The sequence below is a fragment of the Paenibacillus oryzisoli genome, assembly GCF_050467285.1.
GTDB classification, from domain to species: Bacteria; Bacillota; Bacilli; order Paenibacillales; family NBRC-103111; genus Paenibacillus_E; species Paenibacillus_E oryzisoli_A.
Genome location: NZ_JBCMUN010000019.1, coordinates 226,586 through 244,799, shown reverse-complemented (window position 1 = coordinate 244,799; position 18,214 = coordinate 226,586). Strand labels below are relative to the sequence as shown.

Genomic DNA, 18,214 nt, shown 5'->3' with positions numbered 1-18,214 from the left:
AAAGTATAAACAATTAATCGACAGTCTCGCAGTAACCGTTACAATTTGAAATGACGGATTGGAAGCTAAATAAGCACTGTGGCAACCGCTACATATTTTCTCCAGCTCTGCCGTCCTTTCATAGACGGACGTGTTTACTGCTGGCACACACTTTCCGAACTACCAAAAAAACCTCCCCACGCTTGCACGCAGAGAGGTCTCTATTAATACGCCTTCGGCACTTCCACGCGATGCGTGACGCCATCTTCCGTAAAGTAGATATGCACATCAAAGCCCTGATCGTCCATAAAATAAGACACATACTTCGGTTCGCCATGCTTGATCGGAACGAGCAATGTGGCGATGCGGTGATTCCGCGCAGATTTCGTTGTCGCCTTGAGATGCCAATGCGGCGGCAATCCTTCAATCTCGGACGGATCGACGTCCGTAAAACTCTGATGCTGCGACAGCGACAGCTCGCCGGACGAGCAGTACACGAACCGGCCGTCCATGTCGGCCTTGCGCCCTTGCACCGTGAACGTTTGTCCGTTCACCTTCATCTCGTATAGCGTCTGGAACAGCCAGTCCACCGTTCCCGCCTGCGCCAAGTCGATGTGATCCACGACAACGACGTAGGTACCGAAGAAGTACAGCTCACGCACATAGCGCTCCAAATAAGGCACATGCTCCTGATACGCCGCCGTCGCGTTGCTGCGCGAGTAAGCGTAGCCTTTGCGCTGCTCTGCAACCTCCACCGTACCGCTCGCCGCCATATTCAGCACTTTATCTTTCTCGGCGTACTGCCCCAAGCCATCAATCAAAATGTTGTTCGTCGACCGCGTCTGTCTTCGCCATTTCATATGCATCGTGGAGTTGAACGCCACGTAATACCCGCTCTCAATCGCCAGCGGTTCGCCGTAGGCATGCAGCAGGAACCCGTTCTGATCCCCGTGACTGTGGCTCACCGAGCCGTAAGATGAACTCTTCGTCAGCAGCATAATGTGGCGCTCCGGATCGGCCATATTGGAATGGAACGCGACCCAGCCGATATCGCGGAACCATTTGACTCCCTCGATATTCGCATCCGTCGGCGCGACCGCTTCAACCTGCGGATAGTCATGGCGGTACACCATCTCATCGAAACGGAAATCCCACCAGCCGTAATTGTAAAATTTCATTTCCGAATCGGTATCGATTTCGCGCACACGCTCAAAATACCATTGATACAAGCCGTTGCCCGTTAATCCGGCAAACTGGCGAATATTGAAGCCGGTCTTCAAGCTGACCGGATCGCCGAGCGTCGATTGATCGCCAAAGGAGCAGCGCAACGTGTCCGGGCTAAAGGTATAGAGCGGGAAATCGCCGGTTTTCGTAAAAAACGGCCGCTGATAGAAGTTGATGCCCGTGTACTTCTTCAGCAGATTCATCGCTTCAGTCACAAACGCCATGCCCGTCGTCCAGTACATCGGCCCCTCGGCCCAGCCGCCGTCAGCTCCGCCCCAAGGGGAATACAGGCACGCATAGTACTCCAATGTGTAATCCAGCCATTCCTGCACCTCCGGCTCCTCATGGAGCAGCACGATGCAGCATGGCACCAGGACGCTGGACAACGAGCGCACAGCATGACTGTCAAAAGGCACATGATGAATCTTCGAATGATCGATACAATGCTGTGCGATTTGGCGCGTCCGGGCCAGCAGGACGCGGCGCACCTCACGGCGCTCCTCCTCGCTCAGGCGGTCGTAGAGCCAATCATAGCCCCAAGCGATGGCGCCCGCCGTCCGGAAGGACGCCTCATCATTGTAATCCCGGCTTGTTGTGCCGTCCGGGTTCCAGGAGCTCACGTGCAGCAGCCACGCCTTCGCACGGTCCAGCAGGGCCTCGTCGCCGAGCAACCTGCCCGCAACGGCGAGATGGCGCACACCGTAGAGCGCCTCCTGCGTGTCCATGTACATCTGGCGCCAGAGATTCGCAACGCGCTTATTGCCCGGATATGGCAGCGGTTCAGCGACCACATCGCGCTCAGTCCATGGCTTCACGGATTTCTCGTAGAAAACGTCGAAACCGCAATAGGAAGGATCGGCTTCGAGCTGTGCGCGGAACGTTTCAACCTCTGCGTCTTGCAGCCAGAGCCGCGGATGCTGCACAGACGTCTCCGCATAGCGCCGAGCCCGGCTTGGCAGCGGCGTCTCGGGCAAGCCGGCCGCTACGTCGAAGCGGCGGACCTTGCTCCAAGCCGTGTGCCCGCCGTCTTCCTCCAGCAGGGCATACCGCCAGTGATACGTGCCCGGTTCCAATGCCTCGTCCGGGGTGTATAGGTTATACAGGATCGGCTGGATCGTCCGTGTGTCCGCTTCTTCGAAGGCAGCGGAGCGCGCGATTTGCAATACGTAGCGATCATGCTCCAGCTTGGCCGGAATCCAGGTGAACCTCGGCGGATTCTCCAGCAAAACCGTTTGTTCATTCGGTTCGTATTGCACAGTTAACACACCGCTCTGCGGCTCATATAAAGGCGACAACGTCATTTTCCATTTCCCCCCTGGTTGTAATCAAACAACTCTCTTACATATTAGTGAGAGTTCAAAAAGTCGGGTTTTCAGCACCGAGAAGGTTGCGAGAAGCCCAGGATAAACGGCCTTGCCGTCTTATAAAAGACGGTACCCGTTTACCAAGGTTGATGCGAAGCGATAAGTTACACACCTTATCAAGTCTTATCAGCTGAAGAAGGAGGAGCGGAGTGTAGGCAAAACTACATGAGCACCGCACTTCAAAGCTGAACGCTAGATTCGATGTCGAATCCGCTTCCTGACTTGCTTGGTGATCAAAAGACGACTTTTTGAACTACCTCTTAATTACTTGAAAAGAAGTCCGTTTTCCTGCGTCAGTTGCACAAATTTTTCCTCCGCGCCCGGTACCGTCAAGCTGACTGTGTCGGCGGAAACCCGCTTCACCGCTACCGGGTCCCCAGCGCGGTAGACATGGATGAAATCCGCGCGCGTCCCCATTCGGCGATGCAGCACCGCCGTCAAGGCGCGGCTCGGATTGACGCTGTCGCCCGGCGTTTGCACGGCGACGACCTCGTCGCCCGGCTGCACAAGCGCCGTGTGCGCAATCGCACCCGCGCCTGCCGGGTACGCCAGCTTCAACTGCGCTGCGCCCAGCGCATCTACTTCAGTAGCCGGCACATAGCGTGCCGTCACAGGCAGTTCCACGACGGTGAAGCTCGTCGCCTCACCGTCCGCATGCTTCGCTCCCGCAATCTGCAGCGGGAACACCTGGCCCTCCGCCGGCTCGCTGGCGGCGACAGGCGGTACGACCGGATGCAGCCACCATTCAATGGACTGCGCTTCCCCGGTCAGTTCCACCTGGAACCAGTCCAGCAGCCAATCGCCGGTGAGCAGCAGATGCCGGTTCAGCGTGCAGCCGGCATAAGCGTCCGTCGACTGCAGCCAGACCGACACGGTGGCATCCGTCGCTTCATAGCGCAGGCAGCGGCCTTCGTGCTGCGCCTGCGAGTACCCGCCCAGCGACACCGTGTTGTGGCTGGCGGTTTCCGCGAACCACGTCCGGCGCATCGTGGAGCCGTAAGGCACCATGCCGAAGTCTGGTGTGAGCGTCCCGGCAGGATGCATCAGCGTCAGATGCAGCTTGTCGTAATGGCCGTGCGACCCGCCGTGCTCGCCGAAATCGGCGAGGAACGACAGCGGGCTGCCGGCCACCCGGCCGAGGACGAACCCGGACTGCGGCCACAGCCTTGCGCTGCGCGGCTGCGACGAGGCCTCCGCGCCGGCCGTGCCTTTGCCGTAGAGCAGCGCTTCGAGCTGCGCCTCGCCCTCACCGGCAGCGGCCAGCTGCCGGTACGCCTCGCGCCGCACGGGCGCGAGCCCGGCGATGCCGTAGATCGTCAGCCCCTGTTCGGCGATCTCGGCGATTTCGCGGGCGTACGGCCCCCGCGCCAGCGGCCCGTCATGCAGGGCGGGCAGCGCGCCCTGGTCGTCCGCGAGATCCGCGACCGCCTCCAGCATGCCGCGCAAGGACTGCCCCTCCGCGCCAGCAGCCGCGTAGAGATCAAGGCCGAAGCGCTGCGCCATCTCCGCCGCGATCAAATACGCTCGCAGCACAAACACGTGGTAATACGTGCTGCCCTCAAATTCCAGCTGGTCCGGCTTCACGCCGATGGACAAGTGATGACGGAAGCCGCCCTGCCCGTCGATCAGGGACTGCAACGCCTCCCGCTCCCCGCGTGCCGCATGCACGCAGGACAGCGAAGCATTGAGCCACGCCGTGTAGTTGCTCTCCGCATTGTTCCGCTCGTGAATCAGGATATGGCGGTATTCCGCCATACTCGTCGCGAGCAGCTCGAAGAATACGTCCAGCGCCGCCTGCTCCTCGGCGTCGAACCCCACCCCCTGGTCGCGCAGCAGCAAATAGGCGCGAATCAACGTCGTCGACCAGATCGCCTCAGTCAGCGCCTGGTGAAAAGCCCGCCCTTTCAGCATCCAACCCTGCGCGTCCGGATGCACCGGATACAGCGGGAATTGGCGCGCGTAGCCAACGATCAACTCCTTCGCCACCGCAGCATACCGCGCATCCGCACCCGCGGCATACACCGCAGCCGCCTGCAAAGCCGCCCGCGCCAAGCTCTGATGCTTGAACACCAGCCACGCGCCGCGGTAGGCTTCACCTTCTATGCGGCAGCCGTGCGGACAGGCAAAGACTGTCTCCAAAATGACGTCATCATGGAACACCAGTTCGGTATGATGGTGCGGACAGACGTACTGGTGCCACCAGCCCCCGGGTTCCTGCGGAATGACCAGACTGCCGGCTGCCAGCAGCCTGTCGAGATCTTGACGGAGCAGGGCCGCCGTCTCCGACGCTCCTGCTCCCCCTGCAACATGTGCGGCGTTCTCTCTGAGCGTACTCATCGCATCATCATCCCGCCGTTAACTTCAATCGTTTCACCTGTAATATAAGCACCCAGCTCAGAGGCAAAATACAGAACCGCACCCGCCACATCGTCCGGATTGCCCTCGCGGCCGAGCGGAATGCCTTGAATCGTCGCTTGACGCGCTGCGTCCGAGGTGAACGTCGCGTGGAACATCGTGCTGCCAATGAAGCCCGGCGATACGTTGTTGACGGTAATGCCGCTTCCCGCTACTTCCTTCGCCAGACCTTTCGTGAACGTCAGCACCGCACCTTTGCTCGCCGCGTAGATGCTCGCGCCAGGACCGCCGCCGTTATGCGCCGCCACGGACGTCAGATTAATGATGCGGCCAAAGCCTTTTTCCTTCATCCCCGGCAAAACACGCTTGGAGACGAACACCGTGCTTTTAAAATTCACATTCATAATGCGGTCATACAGCTCTTCCGTCATGTCGACGTTCGGCACACGCTGAATCAGGTGGCCTGCATTGTTGACCAGAATATCAATCGTCCCGCCAAGTGCTTCTTCCACTTCGCGAACCAAGCGATCGATTTGTTCCACATTGGTCACATCCGCCTGAACGAGCACCGCTTCCCCGCCTGCTGCACGAATCGTCTCCACCACTTCTTGGCCCTGCGCCACATTGCTCAGGCAGTTCACGCCAACCTTCGCCCCCTGCTCAGCGAGCGCCAAGGCAATACCGCGGCCAATCCCTGCATTCGATCCTGTGACAAGTGCAATTTTCCCCGTTAAGTTGATGTTCATTGTAGTTCCTCCCATGTGTTTGTTGTGCTGTTATTGTTTCCATCTACCCTCGCATCCGCGGCCGATCCGTTTCCGGCATCGTCATCGTCATGCGGGTGCCGCGCCCTTGCTCGCTGTCTACGGACAAGCCGTAGGCCTCGCCGAACACCATCTGAATGCGGCGGTGCACGTTCATGAGGCCGATGCCGCCGCCCCGCTTCGCGCCGCTCTCCTCAGGCTCTGCGAGCCGGTTCTCCTTGAGCTTCTTCCGCAGCTCCGCCAGCCGCTCCGGCGTCATGCCAACGCCATTATCCTCAACGAATACCTGGAACAAGCCATCCTCTTTCCTGGCATCGATCCGAATCGTATGATGGTCTTCAATACCGTCAGGGAACGCATGTTGGAAAATATTCTCGATCAGCGGCTGCAGCGTAAGCCGAACCATCTTCTCCAGCAGCAGCCCCGGCGGAACGGCCACATCAATTTCAAATTCCCGGTCCGTGCGATGCTGCAAAATAATCATGTAATTCCGCACATGATTCAGCTCATTCGCCACCGTGATCTCTTCGAGATTCGTCTGCACCGAGTAGCGCAGCATAAAGGCCATCGCCTCGACCATCTCCGTAATCTCGCCGGAATTTTGCACGATGGCATACATATTGATCGTCTCCAGCGTGTTGTACAGAAAATGCGGGTTAATCTGCAGCTGCAGAGCCTGAAACTCCGCCCGCTGCCGCTCCAGCTTCGTCTCGCCGAGCTCGAGCAGATTTTTCCGCTGCTCCAGCTCAGCCTCATACACCCGCTCAATCATGCCCTGCAAACGGGTGACCATGAGATTGTAACTGTGGATGAGTCCGCCGATCTCATCGGCGCGACCGCTCTCCTCGATGTACTGCCAGTTCCCCTTCTCCGTCTCGCGCATACTGTCTTTGAGCCAACGAATCGGCGCGATAATGGAACGCCCGAAGCGGATCGCCAGCCCGAGCGCCACAACCAGCGTCACCAAGCCTACAATGAGTGTCGTCGTGCGAATCGTCTCCGCCGGCTTGCGTAGTTCCGCCACCGGCATAGAGGCGACGAGATTCCAGTCGGAGTAAGCTGATTTACGAGAGACAAACATCCGATCTTCACCGTTGTATTTGGTAATGAACGTTTGGCTGCCGCTCCTCAGCACTTCAGAAGCCAGCTCATCCATGGGCGCCCGTTCCCCCATCGCAGGAGGGTAAATATACTTGCCGGTATCATCAATGATAAAAAAGAATCCGTCATTGCCCAAGCTTACACGATCCCATGTCTTTGCAAGCTCGTCGAGCTTAATTTCAATAGCAACGACGCCCCGGTTCGGCCCGTAGGATGGCCCGCGCACCTTGACAGACATCGTGACGACGGAGCCCTCATCGACGGGACGGATGCTCATGTTGAGCAGGGCAATCTTGCCGTCCGAGGGTGTAGAAGTCATCAGTTTATCGAATTTCTCCTTCACCAGCACCGGATCGAGATTGAGCACATTCTGATTTTCATAAATGATAGAACGACCGTGCTCGCCCGTGACATAGATCATATTCAGCTGCTTATACAACGTCACAATCGAAGTCACCGATGTTTGCGCAAAATCCTTGATCCGCCGCGAAAAATCATAATACGCATACGGATCATCCGGATTCAGTTCCATGAACGCCCTGACGTCCGAATTGGACGAAAACGCATTGCTCAGCAGCTCATACGACTGCAGATAGCTGTCCGTCTGATAATTCGCGCTGTCCACCATCTGCTCCATATACAACTTCGCCTGATCATCCAGCTTGCGGGACGACTGGAAGTAAGAGAACGCGCCCACCGATACGAGCGACAGCACGATCACAATGAGAAAATACGCATAAATTTGCCGCGAAAGCGTTCTGCGTTTCATCTAGCGAATCCCCATCTTGTGCCGGTATTCCGAGGGCAGGCAGCCCTCATATTTCTTGAACGTCTTCGTAAAATGCGGATGATCCGCGTACCCGACCTCGCCGGAAATGTCGGTAATCCGCCACTGCGGCTGCTCCAGCAGCTTCTTCGCCTTCTCCATCCGCCGCCGCGTCCGGTACTGAACGAACGTCTCGTTAGTGCTTTGCTTGAACAGCTGACTAAAATAAGAAGGGTTCAGCCCGACATACTCGGCCACCTCTTCCAGGGAAACGTCCTCAGCCAGCCGCTTCTCCATATACTGCTTCGCTTCTTCGATGGGGTCCTTCTGCTTGCCTTTACGCTTCGCGCGCAGTTCTTGCAAAATGCCGCTCACCGCCGCTTCGAAGCGCGCGAGCAGCTCCTCCTCGCTCACCGCGCCCTGCAGGTCAAGCTCATCCTGCACCCCGAACACGTCGCGCGCCTTGAGGCGCTGCTGCACGAGCATGTGCAACTCCTGCAACACCTCGCTGAAACGGTTAAGCTTGAGCTTGTATCCGCTCAGCTCCGCACTCATGCTCCTGACCAGTTCATCCAGCCCCTCTTCCTGAAGCAGCCAGACAGCTTGCTCCAGCTGGGTCGCCCAAGATTCCAGCATCGTGACTGCCACGAACGACTCAGAGCTGATCTTGCTTTTATTCTGAATCAGCTTCGTAAGCACTTGCTGAAACGCTTTGATGTTAACAGGTTTAAGGAGATACTCCTTGACCCCGTAGGACAGGCACTTCTGCGCATATTCAAAATCGCCGTACCCGGAAATGACGACCACCTGAATGTCGGCATCCATCTCCGCGATCCGCTCGCAGAGCGCGAGACCGTCCATTTTGGGCATGCGAATGTCGGTAAACAGAAAGTCCGGACGCTCCTCTTGAATCCGCTCCATTGCCTGAGCGCCATTATCAGCCGTTCGAAGGCTTTCAATGGGCAGTTCCGATTGTTCCACTAATTTCTGCAAGCCTCGGCGTATCATCGGTTCATCGTCAACAATGAGTATGCGGTACATGAGGAGCTCTCTCCTTCGCGAGTAGACTTTCTGACAGGTGATGAAAAGCATGCTCCCCACGTACACCAGTACGTGAGGAGTGTGCATTGCTCAGTTCCTGAGCTTATTTACGAGGCATCGACACGGTTGTGCCGCCGTCTTTGCTATTGAATTTCTCAGTGGCTTCCTTGATCACGTCATTGCCGCCCTTGGATTTCCACTCTTCCAGAACTTTCGGCCAATCGGAGATCGGCTCTTTGCCATAGACCATTTTCACCATATGCTGCAAAATCACAGGAGGCGCTTGGTCGGAAAGCGGAGCAATATCCGGGTTTTTCACGAGTGCATCAAGGCGAGGCTCAAATTGGATACCGTCACGGCCTTCGTTTTTGAGCGTTGTATCATAAATATTCATCAGTTTCTTGCCGTCTTCGGTCAAGCTGAGTGAACCTTTATTATACGTCGTGTCTTGAACAAGCCACAAGAAAGCTTGACGGTAGCGCTCTTCATCGACCGCCGCCACTTCTGTCGGCGCTTTGTAGTCGATTTTGCCGTCTACAGTCTTATACGTGTCACCTTCGATACCGAAAGTGAAGAATTTCTCGGCTTCATCGGACATCATCCAGTCGAAGAATTTAATGATGCCGGCAGGATCTTTCACGCTTTTGTTAATGAAGTACGCCCGGGTAACCGGTCCATACAAGTAGTGACCGCCTTTGCCGTCCGGACCTGTCGGAGCAGGGATAATCTCGATGTCGCCAGTAGGTACAGTCGCTTTCAGCTGAGCTTCCCATTGCAGCACTTCGTTCGCATTCATCGACCACATGCCCGCTTTACCCGCGAGGATCGTGTTCTTGAACACCGTCGGGTTGATCGTTGCAAACTCTTTGTTGATCAAGCCTTCGTCAAACATCGTTTTGTACGTTTGCAGCGCTTTTGTCATATTCTCGGTATCGAAGAATTTAGGCACGATTTGATCGCCTTGCTTCTCGAACATGGAGAGATAAGGGAACACGTCATAGGCACCAAAGAAGGTATCGGAATACTTGAAGTTCTCACGGCCCATGTAAGGGTTCTCGACGCCCATTTCTTTGAACTTGCGGAGCACCGCAAGGTACTCATCTATCGTTTTCGGTACGCCTAAGCCCGCTTTGTCCAGCAAATCTTTACGGATAAACACCGCGCGGCGGGACGGGTTCGACAAGTACTCCGGAATTGCATAGATTTTGCCGTTGTACGTAACGTTGTCCCAAGCTTCCTTCGGCACTTTCTTCAGCAGGTTTTGACCGTATTTTTGCAGCAGCTCATCCAGCGGTTGGAAAACGCCTGCTTTCACGGAACCGGCCATTTCTTTCCCATTCACGCCGCCGCTGCCCTGAACCACGTCAGGAATGTCGTTCGTTGCGAACATTTGGATCATTTTCTGCTCATATTCTTTGTGCGGAACCAGCACGATATTCATATCGGTGTTGGTCATGTCTTCGAGCTTTTTCACCCATTTATCCTGGTTGATGTCAGGCGATTTCTCTACGTAGTTAAATGCCAATGTACGCAAGGAAATGGAGAACTTCGTTTTCTCTGCCGGCTTTGCGCTTGCCGCGCCCGCCGTACCTGCCGCGCTGCTGGCAGCCGGTTGTTCGGTTTTCTCACCGCAAGCAGCCAGCATGCCGGCCATCATCACAACAGCCATCGTTGTCGGAATCCACTTTTTCATTGCTACCCCTCTTTTCTTGTCGCTAGAGTGTCGTGCGCTTTCATGACTTCATTGTAAAAGCGTTTACATCTACGTACTATGGATAGTCTTTAGTTCGAATTGTCATTTTTTTAGGATTTCACCGATCCGACCATCATCCCTTTGACGAAATGACGCTGCAAGAACGGGTAAATGAGAATAATCGGCACCGTTGCAATAATAATTGTTGCCATTTTGATACCTTCCGGATCCATATGAGCCAGACCGCTGAATTGCGCAGCGTTCGGATCAATGGAAATGTCGTCCGTCTGGATGAGTTGGCGCAGCTTCACTTGCAGCGGCCAAAGCGTCGGCTTGGAGATATAGTACAAGGCGCTTTGGTACGTATTCCAGTGACTCACCGCGTAGAAAATCCCCAGAGACGCCATTACCGGCTTGGACAGCGGGAGAATGATGCTCCAGATCATGCGCAGCTCCGAACAGCCGTCGATGCGGCCGGAGTCAATAAGCTCGCTCGGAATTTGCAGGAAGAACGAACGCATCACGAAAAAATTGAAGGCACTGATTGCGCCTGGCAGCATAAGCGCCCAGAGGGAGTTCGTCAGATGCAGGGTTTTCATCAAAATAAAGTTCGGAATCAGCGGCGCCGTAAAGACCATTGTAATCAGAACCATCACAACGATGATTTTGCTGCCTTTGTACTCCTGCCGCGAAATCGGGTATGCCAGCGATGCCGTCGCGATTAAGTTAATCAGCGTCCCGACTACCGTAATATACACCGTGACCCCGAAGGAACGCCAAATCGAAGCGTCGCTGAACACATATTGATAGTTAATTGACGTAAATTCGACCGGAAGGAACAGAACCTTCCCGTTCACAATCGATTCCGAAGAGCTGAACGACTGGGCCAGCACGTTTAAGAACGGCAGGAGCATCGCCAGCGATAAAACCGTGAGAAAAATGACATTGAAGCCGTTGAACACTTGCCAACCGGCTGTCGGCCTGCGATTCATAATGCATCCACCTCCGTTTCTGTTTAGTACAAGCTTTCACCCGTCGTTTTCTTACTGAACACGTTGCCAATGACAATAAAGATTACGCCGACAAGCGCTTTAAAGAGGCCAATCGCCGTCGTATAGCTGAACTGCTGACCGAGCAAACCGGCCGTGTAAATGTACGTATCTAAAATTTCGCCGCTTTCTATATTAAGCGGATTCAGGAAAACGAACACGCGCTCGAAGCCGAAATCCAGGAACTTGCCGATATGCAGCAGGAACAAAATCATAATCGTCGGCAGCAAGGAAGGCAGCGTAATGGAGATCGTCTGTCTCCAGCGGTTCGCGCCATCCACCTCGGCCGCCTCGTATAGATCGGGGTTAATGCCCGCCAGCGCCGCCAAGTAAATGATCGTACCGTACCCGGAATCCCGCCAAATGCCTGACGAAATCAGCACCGTGCGAATCCACGATTCTTCGCCAAGGAAGTAAATCGGCTCGAAACCAAGCCATGTCAGCAATTGATTCACCGCGCCTGAGGAGGGGGAGAGAATGCCGACCGCGATCCCGCCTACGATAACCCAGGACAAGAAGTGCGGCATGTATACGATCGTCTGCAGCACACGCTTGTACAGCACCACGCGGAGCTCATTGAGCAAGAGCGCGAGGATGATCGGCGCCGGGAACGCAAACACGAGATCGTAGAGCCCGATGAGCACCGTGTTTTTTAATATTTTAAGAAAATCGTAATGCGCGAACATCCGGGTAAAGTTGTCGAACCCGATCCACTTGCTGCCCGTAATCCCGTCAAAAATGTTGTAATCCTGAAACGCGATCACAGATCCTACCAACGGTACGTATTTAAACACGATAAAATATAAAATCCCCGGCAGCGAGATCAAATAGAGCGCCCTATACTTCCAAAACGCCCGCAGGAATTCGTTACCCTTCTTCGCCTGCGCGCGCTGATTCATCTTCTCAACCGCTTCCGCGTTCATCGCCATCCTCTGGCCCCCCTCACTTGAAATCGTCGATGTTATAGTTCTATGGTACCCGTTGGTACCGCTTGCAACAATGGAATGTCTTTTTGGGGACTTGTGTTTTTTTTAGGTCAGGTATATAAAAAGTGCCCTCTTCCCATCCCGCAGTGAAAAAACTATAATTATACAAGAAACAAATTTTCTTCTATTTACTTATTTTTTATATGGAGGTAGGGTTCAGATGGCAAACAACGCGCTAAAAATCGGTATTATTCTAGGCAGTTCTCGCCAAGGACGCGTAAGTCCGCAGGTAGGCGAATGGGTAAAACAAATCGCAGATCAAAGACAAGATGCCGACTACGAAATCGTTGACATCGTGGAATTCAAGCTGCCTTTTTTAGGAGAAGGCTCCGGACAAGAGCCTGGACTTGCTGCATGGAATGAAAAAATTGGCTCCTTGGACGGCTTTGTTTTCATCGTAGCCGAATACAATCACAGCATTACGGGCTCATTGAAAAACGCGCTGGATTCCGCGCGCGAAGCTTGGAACAACAAAGCCGCAGGCATCGTGAGCTACGGCTCAACGGGCGGCGCACGGGCAGCAGAACACTTGCGCGGCATTCTGGGCGAGCTGCTGATTGCCGATGTACGCGTGCACCCAACCTTGTCGTTGTTTACCGATTTTGAAAACTACTCCACGTTCAAGCCGGCTGAGCTTCATCTTACGAATGTCAACGCCATGCTGGATCAAGTGATCGCATGGAGTGGAGCATTGAAAACGCTGCGCTAAGTCATACAAATATATAAAACCCCCTCATCGTTGAGGGGGTTCTTTTGATTTATTCTTACACCGTTTGGCTTTCCGCCTTCACATGCCCTTTCGCTGCCTGCTTGCGTGCGCGCAGCGACTCCGGCAAAGCCAGCAGCGCCGGCAGCAGCATCGGCAGCAGGATGAAGCACAAGACCACGAGCCCGACAATACAAGCGATCGCCAGCTCGATGAGCAAGACTAACCCTGACGGCATCAGCGTTGCAAACGTGCCGCCCAGGATCAGCATCGCGGAGATGACTACGCCGCCGATATGCTTCGCGGCTTCGACAATCGCCGCGCCCGGCGACAGGTGGCCGAGTTCCTTGTACCGCATCATCAAGAAGATGCTGTAGTCCACGCCGACCGCGATGATAATAATGAAGGAGAAAAACGGCACGAACGAGGAAACACCATCCGCTCCAATTACATACTTCGTGAATACGTTCGTCGATGTCATTGCGACATAGTACGAGATTAACAGTGAGCCGATAATGAAAATCGACGGCCAGAACGAGCGAATCACGAACAGCAGGACGATGAACACGCCGATGATGACGATGACCGCCGTCGAGTTGAACGACTTCAGCTGCTCTTTATTCGTATCATACGTTGTCGAGCTTGGGCCTGCCGCGCCAACCGTCGCTTTTTCCAGCACCGTGCCTTTTACGCTAGCCGCAAGCTCGGTGTTAATGGCCTCAATCGTATCCATCGCCTCCGAAGAATACGGATCATCCTTCAGAATGACGATCATCTTCGTCATCTTGCGATCCTTGGACATGAAATTGTCCATGGACTTCGCAAAATCCGCGCTCTCCAGCGCTTCCTTCGGCAGGAAGAACGTCTTCGTGCCGCTGAGCTGCGTGAGGAACGCGCTCGTTTTGCCAAGGCCGTCGGACACGTCACCCAGACCGCCGCCGCTCTTGCCAAGGCCGTCCTTGAGCTGGGTCATCCCGTCACCCAGCCCCGACAAGCCGTCGCTCAGCTTCTGCTGACCGTCGCGGACGCTGCCCAGCGCAGCGTTCAGCTTCGCCATGTTCGCGGCGATCTCGCGGCTGCCCGCGCTGCCCTGCGCGAGCCCCTTCGCGAGCGCATCCGCGCCGCTCTCGAGCGCCGCAAGACCCGACGCCAGCTGCGCCTGGGCGTCGCCCAACTGCGCGAGTCCCTGCGTGGACGCCGCGAAGCCTTCATTCAGCTTGGCAGCGTTCGCGCCAAGCTCCTTCAGTCCCCCGGTCAGCTGCGCCAGACCGGACGCCAAACCCTCGCCCGTCGCTTTCAGCTTGACGTAGTCGCTATCGGCGGCCAGGTCGCTATACTTCGCGCCCAGCCCGCCAATCAACGCATTCATCCCGGCCAAGCCTTGCTGAATGTCCGACAACTTCCCTTCGATCTGCGCGTACCCGTCCGTCACGCCGACATAGCCTTGCTGCAGCTGCGTCAGACCCTCGCTGAGCTGCGTCATATTGGCCTGCACTTGGGCCAGGCCATCCTTCAACTTCGTGATGCCGGCTTTCAGATCGCCGGCACCGCCCGCGCCTTGCGCTACGCCGCTCGCCACCTGATTCAGCGCTGCAGTCAGCTGCACGTAGCCGTCCTGCACCTGCGCCGTCCCGTCCGTCAGCTGCGACACACTGGACAGATCCGGGCTGGTCAGCTTACTCTGCATCGTGTTCAGACCGTCGCGAATCTGATCCACGCCTTTCTGTGAAGCGGTGATGCCCTCGGCCACCGTCTCCGTCTGGTTCGACACATAAAAGTCGTCGATCGGCTTCGCCTGCGGCTGCGTCACGCTGGACACCTTGTCGACGCCAGGGATGCTTTTCAGCTTTTCCGTCACCTTATCGATTGCGGCCATGCCGTCATTCGTATTTAGCGGGAGATCGTTGTCAATGACGACCATCGTCGGCAGCGCCTGCCCACGGCTAAAGTGATCCGCCACAAGGGAGAAGCCTTTCGTGGAATCGTAGCCGCCCCCGAGTTCTTTTAACTGGTCAAACGACAGCTTCTGATGGTTCAGCAGCGCAATCGGCACCATAATAATGAGAATAAGCACCGTCGTCACAATCGGCCGCTTCACCGCAGTCCGCGTCAAGCCTGCCCAGAACTTGCTCTCGCCGTGACCGGACGTCCCTTTCGAAGGCCAGAACAGCTTGCCGCCTAGCACCTTCATGAAGAAAGGCGTCACCGTGACGATTTCCAGCAGCAGCACCGCCGCGCCGATGGCCACAACATTGGCCGATTGATAGATGCCGAAGTCCGAGAACGTCAGCCCTGCAAACGCGATAATCACCGTGAGAATACTATAAAAAATCGTTTTCCCCGCCGTACGATACGTCGTCAGAATCGCATCGTCAATAGAGCGTCCATGCGAAAGCTCTTCTTTGAAGCGGTTGAACAGCAGGATGTTGTAATCCGTCCCGATCCCGAACAAAATCGCGATGAGCAGCATCTGCGTCACGCTCGTGACCGGGAAATTGAACTTGTCGATGAGCTGCGCCGCGATCCCGAAGGACACCATGTAGGAAACCCCTACGGCAAAAAGCGAGACGACAGGGATGATGACCGACCGGAACATCACGATCAGTACGACCAGAATGAACAAGACCGTCAGGATCGCACTCTTTTCCACGCCGGATTCCGAGGCTTTCAGATAATCATCTTGAATAAAATCCTCCCCGGAGAAGTAGTGCTGCACCTTCACATCAGCCAAAACCTCATCGAACTGCTTCTGAATCTCATCGACGTGACGGCCTCTCTTATCCAGGCTAAAGCTCGCCATCAGCGTCGTGCCATCCTCCGAAATGAGCGACGACTTGGCGTCCGGCATCGAAATCGGATCGAGCAATTGATCGAAGCCAAGCTCTTGCTGGTGTTTTTTCATGCTCGCAATGCCCGCTTCAATCGCTTGCATATCGGCCTGCGACAGCTTATCCGGGTTGTGGAACACGAGAATATCGCTCGTGCCCTCGACGCCGTTCATTTTGTTCAAAATCGACGCCGCCACCTTTGACGGACTGTCGCTCTTCAGCGGGTCCTGGCCGCGCAGCCCGAGAATCGCATTTACATCCGGCTGAAACACCGTAAGCACGACGGTCGCCGCCAGCCACAAAGCCAGAATCGCCCAGCGCCATTGTATGATTTTCTTCATCTTTTTTCTCCTCCATCCCATCTTGCCAAGCAGTAAACAGGCGTTCATTATTCAGTCAAAAAAATTTACGTATGCCGAAGCCGCATTTTTTCGCTGATACCGACAGAGTACATAAAGAGCAGCTCGTCGACCAGCATTTTAATCATATCGCCATCCTCATTCTCCCGCAAAATCAGACAAATGCTCTCCATAATCGTGGAGGCAACCATCCGTGCGGAAGCCTGCTCCCGCGGCGACAGCGTACCTGGCACTTCACTCATCGTGCCGTACACATCGAGCATAATCTGATTCACGAGCGTGACCAGATCGCCCTTCACCGCCCGATACTCCGAGCCTTCACTAAGGTTCAGCAAAATATTCAGCTCCGTGCTCGACTCGCGAAACAGCCGGATCAGCGTCGCATCGATTTGGCGCAAAAAGCTCAAATGATCCTTCACTTCCACGCACAAGCTGCCGTCGATTTCCTGCTTAATCGTGCCCATCGCCATCGTCAGCTCTTCGTAGACGGGCTGCAGCAGTTCGCCGAACAGATCCTCTTTGCTTTTAAAATAGCGATAAATGTTCCCTGGCGTCATGCCCGCCGCTTCCGCGATCTGTCGCATCGACGCTTTGAGGAAACCATGCTGCTTGAACTCCGCCAAAGCCGCTGTGCATATGCTGCGTTTGACTTCATCTTTTAGAATCTGCATTAATAAACACCTGTTTACTGTTTGACGTCATAGTTGTCATTATACTGCTGGGCTGCGAGGAATTCAACTGGGGGACAAAGTGAGTTTATGGCAAAATTGCGGCAAAAAACCGCCTCTCAGCGTTAACCAAGCGGCGGCAGTCGTTAGTCGAGTTTCACCGCCGCTTTCATCTGCGGCAGCTTGACCTTCATAACTTTCATTTCGCGAAAAGTAATGAATCGCTTCTTCTCTTCGTGCCAAATCCGAAATTTCAACGACTGGAGACTTGTCCGCAGCGTAATCGTTTGCACGTCACGGAGCACTTCATTGGCATGGTGAGCCTTCTCCAGATGGTAATTCGGCACGCGCGGACTTAAATGATGAATGTGATGATACCCGATATTGCCGGTAATCCATTGCAGCACCCTTGGCAGATGATAAAAAGAACTGCCGTGCATCGCCGCTTTCACATAGTCCCACTCCGCCTCGTTCTCGTAGTAGGTCTCCTCATAGTTGTGCTGCACGTAGAACAGCCAAATCCCTGCCATACCGGAAAGCAGGAACATCGGTCCTTCGATCAGCAGGACGGATTGCCAGCCGATCCCCCAGATCAGTAAACCAAATGCACCGAAAATCACGGCATTGGTCAAATACGTATTCATGCGCTCCTTCATGCCCGCGCGCTTCCGATTAAACCGGTAATCGATTAGAAAAATGTAAATCGGGCCGATCAGGAACATGATAGTCGGATTGCGATACAGTCTGTACGTCAATTGGCGGAGTCGAGATGCCTCCATATATTCTTGCGCAGTCAGCGTCCAGATATCCCCTACCCCACGCCGGTCCAAATTGCCGCTGGAGGCATGATGCACGGCATGCGTGTGCCGCCATTGATGAAAAGGAACGAAGGTCAGAATCCCCATCAGCGTGCCGACGGCTTCGTTCGCCCATTTATTTCGAAAGAAAGATTTGTGACAGCAATCGTGAAAAATGATGAAAATGCGCACTAAAAACCCGGCTGCAAGGACATCTACCAGCAATGTCAACCAGACTGAGACCGACAGACTAAGGAAAGCCAACACCCACAGTACCAGGAATGGGCCTACCGTATTCACAATCTGCCACATACTCATCTTCCATTGCGGTTTTTCATAAGGCGCGATGTCGGCTCGCCAGCCGGTTTTTTTCATTGTCATTAACTATGAACCCCTCACTCCGCGTTAAGACAACGGATTGTATTTGGTTGTCGCTATACTCATTCGATGTACTACGCCGCGATGCCAAATGGGTTCCCGTTTTCACAGAAAATATTTAGTTGCTGCTCCCTCATCATACTGTCCAGGGTGATC

At 54.9% G+C, this 18,214-nt stretch carries 12 protein-coding genes; 1 reads left to right on the top strand and 11 read right to left on the bottom strand.

All coding sequences use genetic code 11. From position 1 onward, the window contains the following. Positions 1–203: 203 nt before the first annotated feature. From ABE504_RS27405 to ABE504_RS27370, 8 genes are all read right to left on the bottom strand, one after another. Entirely contained in the window at positions 204–2,504 is a 2,301-nt protein-coding gene (locus ABE504_RS27405; RefSeq protein WP_430094994.1) for a DUF4962 domain-containing protein, read from the bottom strand. Positions 2,505–2,831: 327 nt separating this feature from the next. After that, positions 2,832–4,904 (bottom strand): heparinase II/III domain-containing protein, encoded by a 2,073-nt coding sequence (locus ABE504_RS27400; RefSeq protein WP_430094992.1) that lies wholly within the window; start codon positions 4,902–4,904, stop codon positions 2,832–2,834. Continuing rightward, the gene (locus ABE504_RS27395) at positions 4,901–5,668 is read right to left on the bottom strand and encodes an SDR family NAD(P)-dependent oxidoreductase (RefSeq protein ID WP_430094991.1); all 768 of its coding nucleotides are present in this window, start codon (positions 5,666–5,668) and stop codon (positions 4,901–4,903) included. The genes ABE504_RS27400 and ABE504_RS27395 overlap by 4 nt, the downstream gene beginning before the upstream one ends. Before the next feature lie 43 nt (positions 5,669–5,711). Beyond that, the gene (locus tag ABE504_RS27390; RefSeq protein WP_430094989.1) at positions 5,712–7,556 is read right to left on the bottom strand and encodes a cache domain-containing sensor histidine kinase; all 1,845 of its coding nucleotides are present in this window, start codon (positions 7,554–7,556) and stop codon (positions 5,712–5,714) included. Further along, positions 7,557–8,594, bottom strand: coding sequence for a response regulator (locus ABE504_RS27385; protein ID WP_430094987.1), 1,038 nt, complete (start codon positions 8,592–8,594; stop codon positions 7,557–7,559). It lies immediately after the preceding gene. Positions 8,595–8,697: 103 nt separating this feature from the next. Beyond that, positions 8,698–10,287 carry an extracellular solute-binding protein gene (locus ABE504_RS27380; RefSeq protein WP_430094985.1) on the bottom strand — a complete coding sequence of 530 codons (1,590 nt, stop codon included), beginning with the start codon at positions 10,285–10,287 and terminating at the stop codon, positions 8,698–8,700. A 110-nt stretch (positions 10,288–10,397) separates the two neighbouring features. Beyond that, positions 10,398–11,279 carry a carbohydrate ABC transporter permease gene (locus ABE504_RS27375; RefSeq protein WP_430094983.1) on the bottom strand — a complete coding sequence of 294 codons (882 nt, stop codon included), beginning with the start codon at positions 11,277–11,279 and terminating at the stop codon, positions 10,398–10,400. Between the two features lie 23 nt (positions 11,280–11,302). After that, positions 11,303–12,235, bottom strand: coding sequence for an ABC transporter permease (locus ABE504_RS27370; RefSeq protein ID WP_430095092.1), 933 nt, complete (start codon positions 12,233–12,235; stop codon positions 11,303–11,305). Positions 12,236–12,482: 247 nt separating this feature from the next. On the opposite strand from ABE504_RS27370, the gene ABE504_RS27365 reads away from it, so the two are divergent. Next, positions 12,483–13,031: an NADPH-dependent FMN reductase gene (locus ABE504_RS27365; RefSeq protein WP_430094981.1), complete on the top strand. Its 549-nt coding sequence runs from the start codon at positions 12,483–12,485 to the stop codon at positions 13,029–13,031. 55 nt (positions 13,032–13,086) lie between these two features. Here ABE504_RS27365 and ABE504_RS27360 read toward each other — a convergent pair whose 3' ends face one another. From ABE504_RS27360 to ABE504_RS27350, 3 genes are all read right to left on the bottom strand, one after another. Next, positions 13,087–16,197 (bottom strand): MMPL family transporter, encoded by a 3,111-nt coding sequence (locus ABE504_RS27360; protein ID WP_430094979.1) that lies wholly within the window; start codon positions 16,195–16,197, stop codon positions 13,087–13,089. A gap of 65 nt (positions 16,198–16,262) precedes the next feature. Beyond that, a complete protein-coding gene (locus ABE504_RS27355) occupies positions 16,263–16,886 on the bottom strand; it encodes a TetR/AcrR family transcriptional regulator (protein WP_430094977.1) in 624 nt (207 codons plus the stop codon). Positions 16,887–17,029: 143 nt separating this feature from the next. Then, a complete protein-coding gene (locus tag ABE504_RS27350) occupies positions 17,030–18,061 on the bottom strand; it encodes a fatty acid desaturase (protein ID WP_430094975.1) in 1,032 nt (343 codons plus the stop codon). Between the last annotated feature and the right edge of the window lie 153 nt (positions 18,062–18,214).